The organism is Marinimicrobium sp. C2-29 (assembly GCF_038419845.1).
GTDB lineage: Bacteria > Pseudomonadota > Gammaproteobacteria > Pseudomonadales > Cellvibrionaceae > Marinimicrobium.
This window is the reverse complement of the sequence record NZ_JBCAQT010000007.1, coordinates 72349-87333: the sequence shown is the minus strand read 5'-3', so window position 1 is coordinate 87333 and position 14985 is coordinate 72349. Positions and strand designations below refer to the sequence as shown.

8 protein-coding genes are annotated in these 14985 nt (G+C 56.4%); 1 reads left to right on the top strand and 7 read right to left on the bottom strand.

Annotated features, from left to right (window positions below; genetic code table 11):
• Positions 1-52: 52 nt before the first annotated feature.
• Positions 53-2740 carry a TonB-dependent receptor gene (locus AAE484_RS08570; RefSeq protein ID WP_341937958.1) on the bottom strand — a complete coding sequence of 896 codons (2688 nt, stop codon included), beginning with the start codon at positions 2738-2740 and terminating at the stop codon, positions 53-55.
• A gap of 408 nt (positions 2741-3148) precedes the next feature.
• Positions 3149-5971, bottom strand: coding sequence for a TonB-dependent receptor (locus tag AAE484_RS08565; protein WP_341937957.1), 2823 nt, complete (start codon positions 5969-5971; stop codon positions 3149-3151).
• A gap of 400 nt (positions 5972-6371) precedes the next feature.
• On the opposite strand from AAE484_RS08565, the gene AAE484_RS08560 reads away from it, so the two are divergent.
• Entirely contained in the window at positions 6372-7037 is a 666-nt protein-coding gene (locus tag AAE484_RS08560; RefSeq protein ID WP_341937956.1) for an SDR family oxidoreductase, read from the top strand.
• A 116-nt stretch (positions 7038-7153) separates the two neighbouring features.
• On the opposite strand, the gene AAE484_RS08555 is transcribed toward AAE484_RS08560, so the two are convergent.
• The 5 genes from AAE484_RS08555 to araA all read right to left on the bottom strand — a co-directional run bounded on the left by AAE484_RS08555 (position 7154) and on the right by araA (position 14963).
• Positions 7154-9532 carry a glycoside hydrolase family 127 protein gene (locus tag AAE484_RS08555; protein WP_341937955.1) on the bottom strand — a complete coding sequence of 793 codons (2379 nt, stop codon included), beginning with the start codon at positions 9530-9532 and terminating at the stop codon, positions 7154-7156.
• 252 nt (positions 9533-9784) lie between these two features.
• Positions 9785-10813, bottom strand: a complete 1029-nt coding sequence (locus AAE484_RS08550) for an arabinan endo-1,5-alpha-L-arabinosidase (RefSeq protein ID WP_341937954.1) — start codon at positions 10811-10813, stop codon at positions 9785-9787.
• A gap of 57 nt (positions 10814-10870) precedes the next feature.
• Positions 10871-11821, bottom strand: coding sequence for a glycoside hydrolase family 43 protein (locus AAE484_RS08545; protein ID WP_341937953.1), 951 nt, complete (start codon positions 11819-11821; stop codon positions 10871-10873).
• Between the two features lie 147 nt (positions 11822-11968).
• Complete coding sequence (locus AAE484_RS08540; protein ID WP_341937952.1) at positions 11969-13339, bottom strand: MFS transporter; 1371 nt, start codon at positions 13337-13339, stop codon at positions 11969-11971.
• Between the two features lie 118 nt (positions 13340-13457).
• Complete coding sequence (gene araA / locus AAE484_RS08535) at positions 13458-14963, bottom strand: L-arabinose isomerase (protein ID WP_341937951.1); 1506 nt, start codon at positions 14961-14963, stop codon at positions 13458-13460.
• Between the last annotated feature and the right edge of the window lie 22 nt (positions 14964-14985).

The following is a 14985-nucleotide window of genomic DNA, read 5'->3' as shown; positions in this document are numbered from 1 at the left end:
GAGCACTGGGTGCCCCGGGGTTTTCTTTTTCAACGCCTGACTGCTCGATAGATCAGTAGCGGAAGCGAACACCTACCGAGTAGGTGCGCTCACGAGCAAAGGTATCACGGGGATACAGGTACTCATCCGCTGAAGAGTCACCACCGAAGTAATCGCTGTAGACCGAATCTGTCAGATTCGTACCTTCAACCAGGAAGGTCAGGTTGTCATTGAAGTCATAGTTCAATGCCAAATCCAGAGAGTCTGTCTCGGTCACGACAACAGAGTTACCCGGCTGGGCACCCGCTTCGTTGAAACTCAAGTAATAGTCACTCCGCCAGTTATATGCCAGGCGCGCATTGAACGGTCCCTTCTCATACAACAGGATAAAGTTGTAGGATTCATCCGAGACGTTCGCCAACGGCTGCATTTCGGTATTGCCATCGGCGTCCGGCGGAGTTTCAGCCTCGCCGTCCATAAAGGTCGCGTTCGCCTGAACGCCAAACCCGGACCAGAGACCGGGAAGGTTATCAAAGAACTGCGTATACGCCAGCTCAATGCCATCCAGCGAGCCTTCACCGGTATTCTGCGGACGGGTGACCTGATAGGGCACACCATCTCGCATCTCTTCGGAGGCGTAGAACTGAATGTAACCTTCGATATCCCGCTGGAAGTAGCCGGCACTCAGCGAACTTGCCGATCCGAAGTACCACTCCAGAGACAAGTCGAGGTTATCAGACTCTACCGAATCCAGATTGGGATTGCCGCCGCTACCGGTGCCAAAATCGGGCATGGTGGGCGTTGGCTGGAAGTAGGCCGTCGACGGGTTCAGATCGGAAAAGCCCGGGCGGGTAATGGTCTGACTGACCGCACCACGCAGGAACAACTCATCGGTAATCGCCAGACGTGCACTGGCACTGGGCAGAACCTTGTTGTCAGTGGCTTCTTCAGAGACGGCCTGAACCTCGCCATCCACGGTGCTGGTACCGGTCAGGGTCGACTCCAGACGCACCAGACGGGCTCCGAACTGGCCGTCCAGGATCATGCCACCCACTTCGGTTTCGTAGTTGGCTTTACCGTAAGCGGCATAATTGTTCTCTTCGTTATCAAAGAACAGCTCGGGGATGTAGGCCGGGCCTTCTGGCAGCGGATCATAGCCCATTGCTTCGCGAATCTCGGTCCGGTTCGACAGCAGATACTCCCGGTTTGGCGTCAACCACTGAGTGGTTTCCAGGTCGACCACATCACTGAGAAACCCTTCCGGCGTCCGGTCTTCCAGACCCGGGAAGTCCGTCAGAGGAACCCGCCCACCAGACTGGTTGGGGCTGCCACCGGTATCGGCTGACTGGTTGAACGCCGTGCGCTGGGCCAGGCGGAAACCAAAGTCCACAGAACGGATCGGACTCTGGGTGAATTCATAATTGAAGTCAGTTTTCCAGGCGACTTCCTCGCCTTCCTGACGGCTGCGCTGGTCAAAGAACTGGTTCAATTCATACTGCTCCGCGTTGAACAGATCATATGGAGAACCGTCGGCATTGCGAATGCTGACATCGGACGCACCGCTGTTGTTCTGCGAGAAGTCATAGGTAATCTGGGGCGCGAAGAACACCAGATCCAGGATGAAGGAACGATTATCCGCTTCACTACTTGTATAGGCCAAATCCGAAGTGGCGGTCAACCGGTCAAAGGTCCACTCACCACCTACCGCAACCTGAGTGGTATCTGAGCTATTGAAGAATGCCTGGTTACTGGTGATGGTACCGGGCGCATTGTCACGCTCGAATTCTTTGACAACGTTCGTGTCGCCTTTGAACTCGGTAACGCGGCCTGCCGGTCCACCCCAGGTCGGCAAGGGCACCCAGAAATTCAACTGGGAGTCCTGCTCGTAGGACACATGGAAAAACTCGGCGTAGTATTCGGCATTATCGTTCGGGCTGAATTGGAAGGCACCGTTGGCTGAGGTGCGATTGCGGTCACCGTAACGGAAGTAGGAGCCGATCACATTGGGCATCAACACTGGCTCAAGCGGGTTGGGAGGCGTCAATGAGGTCGGGTCAGTCACCACTTGTTCGAAAGGAGCGGTATTGAAGTTGACCTGATCCATATACTCCCGATCCTGGGAAGATACGCTCAGCAGCGCACCGAACTCACCGGCTGCCGAGCTCCAGTTATTGTTTACAGTGAGACTGGCAATCGGGTCGGTTGATTCGGCCTTTTCGCTGTAGACACCACGTACACCGCCCGCAACCGTCAGGCCCTCGTCGAAGTCGAAAGGACGACGCAGATAAACATCGACCACACCGGCAATACCACCAGAAAGGTCATCGGAGCTCGCGGACTTTTTGACATCGACGCGAGCCAACAGGTCGGCCGGAATATCGGCCAGGGAGATGCCTCGTCCGGTGGTGGTGAAAATGTTGCGCTCATTCAGAGTGGTGACGACATTGGGCAGGCCTCGCACCAGCACCTGGTTGGCTTCACCATTGGCACGGGTAATCTGAACACCGGGAACACGCTGTAGTGCGGCTGCCACACTATTATCCGGAAGTTTACCAATATCCTCAGCGACGATGGAATCAACGACTTGCTGAGCTTCCATTTTGACATTTTGGGCGCTCATGACACTGCCGCGAACGCCGCGCACGACCACCTCTTCCAACATCTGCATATCATCAGATTGCTGCGCTTGGGCAAGAATCGGAACTCCGCTGATCGCGACAGACGCTGCTATCGCGCGGCTCAGAACTGATTTTTTGAACATAATTGTCACTCTCCAGATTTACTGCATTTTGCGCCTCGATCATTCTTTGTTTTGCTACCAGCTGGTAGCGAGGCGCTGACGATTTTCTTCATCATTTTGGCGGAAACATCGTATCGTAATATAAAAGTATCATCAAGGATGGTCATTTATTTACATTTCTTGACACTAAAGCGGTAAAACTGAACATTTCTGTCCTATCAAATCGATAACCATAGGCTTTCCAGCCCAAGCGTTGTTATAACGTTTCAGAATGAATTTGAGGCGAATACTCAATGACAGGGAAAGAAACAGGAGAGGGGAGAAACGACTGCAAAGTGTGTCTTTGGAGCACTCTGAAACGCAAAAGGCCGACCCCTGAGGGCCGGCCTTTTGGTGTAGCTTCACGCCAGGTTATGGCGCTGTCTTCTATCAGAAGGAGTAGCGGGCCCCCAGAGCGAAGGCCCGGCTGATCTGCCAGTTACCAAAGGTATGCAGATAGCTGTTGCCATAGCGGCTCTGATTGACCTCCTCGGTGAGGTTGGTTGCATCAAACGTCACGAGGAATTCGTCCGTCACATTGTAGCTGAACTGGAAGTCCAGCGACTGTTGCGCATCACGATACCGCTCAATCGGGTTGGCGAACAGCGCCGCTTCCTGGTCATACAGGAAGTCTGAACGCCATACGTAACCCAACCGGGCATCAAAGGTATCACGCTCGTAGGCCACTGACAGACTGTAAGAGCTATCGGACACACCGAACATTTCAGTCTGTTCAAGCCCAATCTGCTCGCCGCGATCGTTCAGCTCCGGAATGCTCTGCTCCGAATCCAGGAACGTGAAGCTGGCCTGGAAGCCGAGGCCTTCCCAGTAACCCGGCAGGTTATCCGGGAAGTAATTCAGCCCCACTTCAGTACCGCTCAACTTACCATCAGAGGCGTTGTCCGGCTGGGACAGAATAAAGATGTTGGCATCATACCCTTCAAGATCGCGATTAACCTGATTGCGGAACGGAATGACCAGCCCCTCAATGTCACGCTGGAACAACGTCACGTAGGCGTTGCTTGCGTCACCGAAGTACCACTCCAGAGAGAGATCCAGGTTCTGGGAGGTGGTCGGCTCCAGATCGGCATTACCACCGGAAGCCGTGCCATAACCAATATCGGTAATATCATCGAAGTAGGTAATGGTCGGGTTCAGAGCGCCGAATCCGGGCATCCGAAGCGTCTCGCCATAGTTCAGGCGCAACATCAGGTCATCACGAAGGTGGTAGCGGACCGCCAAGCTGGTCAGAAACTCACTGGTCTCGGTAGTGCCTTCGGTCCGACTCAGGTCTGTCTGGTCGGTAAAGACCGAATCGGTCTGGACGTCAACGTACCGGCCGCCGATCTCACCGTCAATACGCTTGCCAAAGAGCTCGCTTTCATATTCGGCCGTCACGTAAAGCGCCGTGTTAACCTCGTTGACGGAGAACTCCTCAACCATGGGATCGGCCGGGTCCAGTCCGTACAGATTCAGGAATGAATTGCGGTTGGCCTGCAAATAAGGGCCATCGACCACAGCCCAGGTACGGGGCACATTAGCGACACCATCCAGGAAGTCACTGTTAATGTGGGCTATGCCGTCATCAGCGTAGGTTGAAAACTGACAGTTGGCTGGATCACCTGACGTATTTGCAGCATCGCAAGGAGCCGCGTTTTGCTCACGAGAGTACTCCGTCGCATCCCTGTCATCATGACGGATACCGAAATCGATCTTACGGAAGAATGCACCCTCGGTGAAATACTGAGCATCCGCAGAAAATGTTAGCGCAGAGCCCTGGTTGCGTGTGGCACTGTCGTACATTTCCGCCATAGTGAACTGGGAGATATCGGCCAGATCACTTTCATCAACGTCAGTAGTCGGGTTGTCAGCGAAGCTGATGCTCGGCGAGTTGCTGAAGTTCGCAGTGGTCTCATAGCGCACGTTGGTACTGCGCATCGCAATAAAAGTCGACTCGAACTCACTATCCTGGTAAACCAGCTCGGACTCCAGTTCGAAATTGTCGCTCAGATCCCACTCACCGCCCAGGGCGTACATGTATGAATCTGTTTCACCAGTAGAGTAGTCGCCGCTACCGAAGGTAAACGGGTTGCGAACAGTCCGCTCTTTGATGACGTTGGTACCTTCATAGAGCTCGAAGGTGTCTTCGATGTTACCACCCAGGTCACCGAGCGACCCCCACCAGTCAACAAACGCGAAGTGCAGAGAGTTGAAACCCTCGTTGCGGAAGCCGTTGTAAAAACTCTCAAAGGTGTATTCGGAGCTATCGTTGGGCGAAAACTGCAAAGAAATGTTTGCCGCCGGGCGCTCGCGCTCACCAGTGAAGTCGGACGCGAACATGGCGTCGCGGGACAGATAGTACGGAGTCTCTTCACCGTTGACGGTCAGCGTAGAGCCGGCGTCGGTCGGCAGGCCGTTATCGAGGCCTGGAGTCCAGATCGGTTGTTCCGCCGCGCGACCATCGTTCGGGAAGATACGCTCCAGCGGAGTCCAGGGCGCCGTGGGGTTCTCGGTCATGAACGGGACCTGCGCCCCGGGAGTGATGGACTGGTCGCGATAGTTGGTTTTGGCGTGTGAAACGTTGAGCAGAGCACCAAATTCACCCGCCGTCGTGTCCCAACGGTTACTGAACAGAGCGCTGATAATCGGATTGACTTTCTCTGCTTCCTCCAGATAGATGCCACGGCCTGCTATAGAGACCTTCGACCCATCAAAATCAAACGGACGGAAGGTATGCACGTCGATCTGGCCAGCAATACCGTTCTCATACTGGCTGGCCGAGCGGCTTTTGACCACATCGACCCGGGAAACCAGGGTAGACGGAATATCCGCAAGGGCAACGGCGCGACCAGAAGCGGTAAAGATGGTGCGGCCGTTAACAGTGGTGCTGACGTCAGTCAGACCACGGATCGAGACGGTATTGGCCTCACCGGAAGCCCGGTCGGTGATCTGCACGCCCGCAACGCGCTGGAGAGATTCAACCACGTTGTTGTCAGGCAGCTTACCGATATCTTCGGCAACGATTGAATCCATCACTTCCATGGATTCGCGCTTAATATCAATGGCTTGAGTCAAGCTGGCACGGATGCCGGTAACCACAACTTCTTCGAGCAGTGGCTCATCTTGAGTATCTTGGGCTTGAGCCAGCATGGGAAGACCGGTCAGAGCGATAGTGGCCGCGATGCTGCGGCTCAAAAGGGAACGTTTAAACATATTGCAACTCTCCTGCGAGTTTTACATTTTTATCTCATCCGCTTTTTTAGCTCATTAGCTGTTGTCACCGAGAAGGCGGACGAGACGCTATTTATTTTTCAATCGGCCAGTCAATACTATCGTATTATAAAATTATGATCAACGCTTCTTAGAGAGTATTTTTCCGCCAAACACGCACCAGTATGGCGCGTAAATTGCCAAATACCGCTCTTATCGCCGTTTCGTGGATTTTTGTTCCTCTTTATAGCGACCACTTATATCATACAATAGAGATTGGTTTTCCCACGTCAAGTCATACAACTACGCTCCCTCTTCGCCTTCACTGTAGTCGCTACTGGGCGACTACGCGAGAAACCTGTTATGTTTGAAGACCGAAATTTATGCAATCACTGAGGTATCTATGAGCAAGACAGTTGTCATCACCGGTGCCAATCGGGGTATCGGCCTATCGTTTGCCCAGCTGTTCCTGAAACGCGGCGATACCGTATACGGCGTCTGCCGGCAGGCCTCCGACGCCCTGGCCAACAGTGGCGCGAAAATCATTGACGGAGTGGATGTCACCAAAGCCGATGGGATCGCCCGGCTGGCGGAGAGTCTGAAAGGGGTGAATATTGACCTGCTGATCAACAATGCCGGCATATTGCGCAACGAGAGCCTCGGCAGCCTGGACCCTGAGACCATCCGGGCCCAGTTTGAAACCAACTCGCTGGCGCCCCTGCTGGTGACCGAAGCCCTATCGGATCACTTCAGCGACAATGCCAAGGTGGCCCTGATCACCAGCCGCATGGGCTCGATCGAAGACAACACCAGCGGGGGCCGCTACGGCTACCGCATGTCCAAGGCCGCCTTGAACGCTGCTGGCAAATCACTCAGTGAAGATCTGAAGCCCCGGGGCGTCGCCGTGGCGATTTTGCACCCGGGCCTGGTGGGAACAGAGATGATCGGAGGCCACGGCGACCTGACGCCGGACCAGGCCGCGCAGCGCCTGACCGAACGCATTGATGAGCTCACCCTGGAAACCAGCGGCACTTTCTGGCACTCCAACGGCCAGGTCCTGCCCTGGTAATTACCCATCAAGAAGACAAAAAGGGGACGGAGGGATTAAAAATTGACCAATCTGGTCAAAATTAAATCCCTCCGTCCCCTTTTTTAGTTGAAAATTAAATCCCTCCGTCCCCTTTTTTAGTTGCGGAGGAGGCGAACGCCGTAGATGCCGCCGGCGATGGAGCCCGGTTTGGCGGTGAACTTCAGCTCGATCTGGCCGTCTTCAGCGTTCTCGACCACGGCGTCGGGGACCGGGTAGTCCACGGTGTAGAAGTCGGCGCCCTTCCCTGCTTCAAGTTCTACATCAGCAATTTTGGTGCCGTCCAGGCTGATCTCGAATTCCCGCCCGGCGTCGCCGCCGAAGTAGGTGATGCGCAAGGTTTCAGCCTCGGCGCGCGGATCGCGCAGCTGGTAACTGAACCAGCCCTGGGCGTGGCGCCAGTGACGGCCCATGTGGATCCCGGCTTCGGTATCTTCACCTTTGAAAAAGTGGTCGGATTCCGGTTGCTGCTCGCCGGGCGCTATCTGGTCGATGGTAATGGCTTCCAGCGCCAGTCGCTCACGCTGCTCTTCGGCACGCTTTTCGCTGTCGTCGCTCCTGGCATTGGGCCAGTAGAGGGTATAACGGGCATCGTGGAGGCGGAAGAAAGGAATCAGCTCGACACTCTCTTCCTGGGGGGCATCAAGGCCCCTGGGCGCGGTGAACGTGAGGGGTTTTCCGGCGACCGGTCGCACCTGGGTCAAAAACGTCTCGGGCTCACTGATCATCATGGGCGTTGCCTCGGCCGGACACAGCTGGCCCTCGGCAATGTGCCCCATGCGACTGTCGTCGCTGAGAAAGTTCAGCTGCTCGTCTTCAAACGCGGCGGTTTTGGCGGCCAGAACAATCGGACCGTGCAGCACGGCGTAATAATCGGTCTGATCGGGCAGCTGCTCTAGCCGGGTTTCCATGGGCAGAGTCACGGTCACCCGATCTCCCTGTTGCCATTGGCGATCCAGCTCAACGTACTCGCCCGGCCCCGCCTCGACATCGACCGCTTCACCATTGACCTGCACCTGGACATCACCCTGATCGACCCACACCGGATGGCGCAGTTTCAGAGCGAAATCGCCCCACCCCTGCTCCAGGGTAAAGGTGGTGGTTTCGGCGTCGGGAAAATCGGTTTCCTGCACCAGGGTAATACCGCGCTCTTCCCAGCTCAGGCGCGAGGGAATGAACAGGTTGACCAGAATGTCATCACCCTGGTGGCCGTAAATGAGTTCGCCATACTTGAAATGGTTTTCAATGCCCGAGCCGACGCAACACCACATGGCCTCTTCCGGCTGGGAGTACTTGCGGTAGTGCGCGGGGCGCATGGGCGTGAAGTACACCAGACCGCCGTGGTCCGGATGCTGGCTCGACAGGATGTGGTTGTACAGAGCCCGTTCATAATAGTCGATGTATTCAAGCTCACCCGCTTCGCTGTACAGCATTTTGGACAGTTTGAGCATGTTGTAGGTGTTGCAGGTCTCGGGGCCTTCCCGATCGGTCACCATCGGCGTGAAGTCATCGGTGGGGTGAAAGTGCTCGCGGACACTGTTGCCACCAATCGCGACCGAACGCTCGTACACGACGGTGCGCCAGAAAAACTCGGCCGCGTCGGACCAGTGCTCGTCACCGGACAGCTCGGCCACCCGCTGGTAACCGATGACCTTGGGGATCTGGGTATTGGCATGCAGCCCGTTGAGTTCATCCTTTCCCGCCAGGAGCGGATCCAGGATCTGCTCATGAGAAAACTGCTTGGCCAGGGTCAGGTATTTGTCCTCGCCGGTGATCGCGGCGACGTCGGCAAACACCTCGTTCATGCCGCCGTACTCGGTGCGCAGCATAGCCTGAATCTGCTCGTCACTCAGACCCTCCACCAGATTGAGGGTCCAGTCGGACAGCTCGACCAACATCTGTTTGGCCTGTTCACTGTCAGCGTACAAATAGGCGTCGCGCAAGCCGGCGAACACCTTGTGCACGTTGTACCAGGGCACCCACTTGCCATTGAGGGCGAAAAGGTCCGCGTTGATTTCGCCCCGTTCGATCTCGTCCCAGAGCTCCCTGCTGCCGGGCACGCCACCCAGGTAGCCATTGCCATTGGCCTCCTGCGCCCGCTCCAATTCATCCAGCATGTAGTTCAGCCGGCGCAGCGCTTCGCCATTGCCGGTGGCGGCATAAGCCAGAGAAAGTGAGGTGAGATAGTGGCCGCCAATATGACCGTCCAGGCCCGAGTCTTCCCAGTTGCCATAATTGTCGGCCTTGGGCTCCAGCCCCGCCTCGTGCAGGTAAGGCGCAAGCAAGCGGTCGGGATCCATGGCGAAAATGTAGCTCAGGTTGGTTTCCTGGGCGTGTTTGAACGGGCTGTCGAGCAATCGGACCTGATTGAGGTGGAAGGCTTCCACCGGTTGGGGCTCGGACTCCTCGCGGTCGCCACTCAGGGCACAGCCAGTGACCAGAATGGCCGCCAGGGTGAAAGGCAGGAATTTAGTCATAGCGGAATGCACCTGTGATATTGGCGATATTTTTTTATAAGCGGTACAAGAACGACACGTGAAAAGCATCAAGTGAGTTAAGGCAGATGCGCTGTCGCTTATCGTGCCCTACGGCAGCTTGGGCACCTGCCGTAAAGGCTTTATTCTTCGATTAGCAGGTGGCGCTGCGCTTACCGTGCCCTACGCATCCCATCGAAAAATCCGTAGGGCACGGTAAGCGACAGCGCACCTGCCGTTACCGCGCTATCCGATTTATTCCTCGATCAGGACGCTCTGGTATTCGTCGAGCACGTCTTGATCAATGCTGGGCCAGCCATCGTTCCACTCGACTTCGGCAATCTTCAGCTTCTGTAAGCCGTCATCGGCGGCTTCATAGGCATGAAACACCAGATAGTCGGTGCCATCGAAATTGTAGATGCTGTTGTGGCCAGCGCCGTACCAGTCTTCGTTGCCTTCCAGAATGATGGTGCCGCCGCCCTTGTTCATATCCACGCCGTCTTTATCCACGTAGGGACCCGTGACGTTCTTGGAGCGGCCGACCGCCACATGATAGGTGCTGTCAGCACCCCGGCAGCACAGACCGTAGGAGACAAACAGGTAATAATAATCCCCCTTTTCGAAGATGAACGGACCTTCGATCTCGGCGGGGCCGGCCTCGGCATCATCCACCAGAATGGAGCGTTCGCGCTTGGCGATGGTGGCCCATTCCTGGGGTTCCGCCGGCTTGGTCCAGGTCTCGTCGAGCTTGAACATCTTCATTCCACCCCAGAAGGAGCCGAAGCTCATCCAGGCATCGCCCTCATCGTCGACGATGATGTTGGGGTCGATCGCGTTCCACATATCCCGATGAGGAACGGACTGGATCACCATACCCTGATCTTCCCAACCGTAATCGTCGGATTCCGGGTCGAGTGTCTTGGTGGTGGTCACGCCCATGCCGGAAGTGTTTTTACCAAAGGCCGATACGGAATAGTACAGATACCACTGATCAGTATCCTCGTTGTAGATGATGTCCGGCGCCCACAGGTGACCGTTGAATTCCGGTGCCACATCTTTTGCCCAGTCTGGCTGGCCCTCAAACGCGCGCCCCTGGCGCTCCCAGTTCACCATGTCTTCAGAGTTGTAGATGGTAATGCCCGGGCCGGTGCTGAACAGATAGTAGCTGTCGCCCTCTTTGGCCATGACCGGATCGTGAATGCTGACCTGCTCGGCCTGACAACCGACAGCGGCAAGCGCCACGAGGGAAACCCCCACACTTTTGAACCAGTTGATCGCTTTCATAATTGAACCTCGTTGTTAATGCCGTGATGGCCTGACCGACCGTGTTAGTGCGACCAGTTACTCCACCGTGGAAGGCTTACCAAAAACCGGAAAGCCTTCGCTATCCCACTTGATGGGTTTGATGAAGGTGTGACGATCCGGATTCCACAGCGGGTCCCCTTCAATCTCGGTGTAAGTGCGGGCGTGATACACCAGCATATCGGTTTTACCGTCTTCGGCCACGGTGAAGCTGTTGTGCCCCGGCCCGTAAATGGCGTTTTCCATATCGCTCTGGAACACCGGCTTCTGTGACTTGGTCCAGCTTTTCGGGTCCAGAAGATCGGCGTTTTCATCGGCCCAGAGCATACCCATGCAGTAGTTCTCATCGGTGGCGCTACCGGAGTAGGTCAGAAAGACGCGACCGTTGCGGATCAATACCGCCGGGCCTTCATTGACCAGAAAGCCGCGGGTTTCCCACTCCAGTTCGGGGACGGTGAGCAGTACGGGCTCACCGGCAATCGCGTCCGGTGTGTCCATGGGCGCAATGTACAGGTTGGAGTTACCGGGGATGTCGTCCTGCTTCTGGGCCCAGACGTAGTACAGCTGCCCTTTATGAGTAAAGGTGGTGGCATCCAGGCAGAAGGTGTCCATGCCGGTCTCGATCTGCTTCGGCTCGGTCCAGTCGCCCTCAAGCGGATTGTCCGCTTTGGTGCTGATGCAGTACATGCGGTGCTGGAAGCAACCGTCTTTGATTTCACGCGTGTGCGCGGCGGCAAAGTAGATGTACCAGGCGCCCTGGTTGAAGTGGATTTCCGGAGCCCAGATCAATTCGCTCAGCGGGCCGGATTCGGGTTTGTACCAGACGGCCACGCGCTCGGCGTCGGGGAGCTCGGCGATGGTTGGCGCGCGACGCAGCTCGAGGCGGTCGTAGGCCGGTACCGAGGCGGTAAAGTAGTAGTAGCCGTCGGTGTGCTTGTGAATATAGGGATCGGCGCGTTGTTCGATCAGGGGTTTGAGTGTTTCTGACATTTCGGTCTCCAATTAAATTGTGTCCTCAGGGCATCGAGGAGCAAGCCGCGCCAACGTACCCTACTACGTTGCTATAGGGTACATTGGGCGACGGCGGGTGCGCTCCGCTTACCACGCCCTACGGATTGTGTATTGGTTCGGCCACCCTCAGGAAACGTTGGGATCGGCTTCGGCCAGGGCCGAATCGGCCAGACTGTCCCGTTTCATTTCCTCATAGTACCGGTCGGTGATTTTGTACTTGAACATCAGCCCGCCCATGATGGAGTGGAACAGGCCGGGAATCACCGACAGCATCAGGGCAATACCGGTCAGAGTGAAAGTACTCTGATCGACGTTGGCTTCGTAGTTGAAATAGGTCAGCAGCAGGCCAACGATGAAACCCGCAAAACCCATACCCGCCTTCTGGGCGAAGGAGATGCCACCAAACGCCAGGCCGGAAACCCGCTTGCCGGTTTTCGCCTGACCGTAATCCACCGCCTCGGCGATGGCCGACCAGAACACGGGCGCGTGCAGGTCGACGACAAAGGAAATCAGGAAGTAAAGGATAAAGGCCAGCACCACGTCACCCGGATCAACGGCGAAGAACATGATGACACTGAGCACCCCCACCGCCAGCTGGGTCCAGCGGAAGAGCTGGATTTTACAGTAGCGTTTGGTGATCCAGGTGGAGGCGATCATCGCCAACAGGGCGCCGGTCACGCCGGTGGTCATGAAAGCGGACAGCATGGCCGTGTCGGCGCCCAGGTAGTACTTGGCGTAATAGGCCGCCACCGAGCTTCGCATCACATAGCCCAGGGTGCCGGTAAAGCAGACGGCGAAGAGGACCAACCACTGGTCGTTCTTGATCAGAACCTGAAATTGCTCTTTGAGTGACTTTTTCTCGACTTCGTGCTTGACCCGCTCGGTGGTGGTAGCAAAGCAGAACAGGAACAACAAGGTGCCCAGGATCCCCATCAGTCCCATGGAGGCCTGGTACCCGACCGCCAGATCACCGTCACCCCAGTTCGCCGCCATGATCGGCACGATGATGGTCACCAGGAAGGCGGCCACCTTGGCAAAAAACAGACGATAGCCGTTAGCGGACAGCCGCTCTTTCGGGTCCGCGGTCAGCACACCAATCAGCGAGATATACGGAATCGTGACCGAGGTGAACATGAGCGTTACGAAAATGTAGGTGGCATAGGCCCACACCAGCTTGGCGTTATAGTCCCAGTCCGGTGTCGAGAACATCAGGAAGATCGACAGCCCGAACGGCACCGACATGAACAGAAAGTAGGGCCGATAGCGGCCCCAGCGGGTATTGACCCGGTCGGTGATAATGCCCATCAGCGGGTCGGTGAACGCATCCACCAGACGGGCCACCAGAAAGAGGATACCCATATGGCTGGGCTTCAGACCGAAGATGTCGGTGTAGAAGTAGGAGACGATCAGGAACATCGAAGAGATAACAAGGTTGACGGCCGTGTCGCCGCTACCGAACCCGACTTTTTCCAGTATCGTCAGTTTTTGGGTCTTCATACTGTCGTCTGCCTTTCAATTATTGTTGGGTGGGTAATAACAGGAACGGGAGAGCCTCCCGTTCAAATGGTCACCCCGGTAATAAAAACCCGGCAGGGTTGACTGCCGGGTCCGGAGGTTAAACGCCCTGTTTCAGATGGTAGTAAGCCGCGTTCTGGCGCAATCCATCTTTGAAAGTGCGGACTTTGGTGTCCTCATCAATAACGACGGCCTCAACGCCTGCCATTTCGGCAAAATCGATGATCTGCTCGGTGGTCACACCCTGGCTGTACACGCTGTGGTGTGCACCCCCGGCGAGAATCCAGGCGGCGCCGGCAATGCCCAGGTTCGGACGCGGCTCCCACAGGGCCGAGGCGACCGGCAGGTTGGGCAGATCGGCGGGCGGAGCCACGGTGTCCAGCTCGTTGATCACGATCCGGAAGCGCGTGCCCAGGTCGACCGTGGTGATGTTCATGGCCGGGCCAGGCTTGCCGGTGAACTTCAGACGGGCGATGTCTTTGCGAATACCGATGGTGTGCAGAGCCACTTCCAGGCGCGGCTTTTCTTCGGCCGCAATGGTGGGGCAGATTTCCAGCATGTGCGCACCCAGAACCTGGTCACGCACGCCCAGGTTGTAAGTGTAGTCTTCCATGAAGGAAGTGCCACCCTCTTTACCCTGGCTGATCACCTTCACGATCCGGGTCATGGCGGCCGTTTTCCAGTCGCCCTCACCGCCGTAGCCGTAACCCTTGGCCATCAGGCGTTGGGTGGCCAGACCCGGCAGGCCGGTCAGGCCCGTGAGGTTTTCAAAGTTGTTAGTGAACGCCTTGAAGCCGCCGTCTTCCAGGAACTTCTCCATGCCCAGTTCCAGGCGTGCTTCGTTCTTGACCATTTCCATCTGATGGGCATCGTCCAGCAGCTCTTGCGAGACGGTGTAGGTCTGGAGGTACTCGTCGACCAGCGCATTGATCTGGTCTTCCGGGATGCTGTCCACGACCTTGACCAGATCGCCGAGACCAAAGGCATGCACTTCGTAGCCAAAGTTGATCTGGGCCGAGACCTTGTCACCCTCAGTCACCGCCACCTGACGCATGTTGTCGCCAAAACGGGCCACTTTCAGGGTCTGCGCTTCGTGCCAGCCCATGGCCACGCGGACCCAGTCGTCAATTTCGGTCTGAACCCGATCCTGACTCCAGTGTCCGACCACGACGCGACGGTCCTGACGCAGGCGAGTGCCGATATAACCGAACTCGCGGTCACCGTGGGCACTCTGGTGCAGGTTCATGTAATCCATGTTGATTTCGCCCCAGGGCAACTCGGCGTTGAACTGGGTGTGCAGGTGCATATAGGGCTTGGCCAGTGCCTTGAGGCCCGCGATCCACATTTTGGCGGGCGAGAAGGTGTGCATCCAGAGGATCAGGCCGACGCAGTTGGCGTCGTTATTGGCCCGCAGGCAGACTTCCAGAATCTCGTCGGGAGTCTTGACGGTCGGTTGTGCCACGATCTTGGCCGACAGCTTGTCCGAGGCGGTCAGGCCCTTGGCAATTTCCTGGCTGTTGGCCGCCACTTTGTCCAGTACTTCGGGGCCGTACAGGTGCTGGGAGCCTGTTACAAACCAGATTTCTTTCTCACCGTAAGTTTTCATGTCGTTAACCCTAAAATAGTAA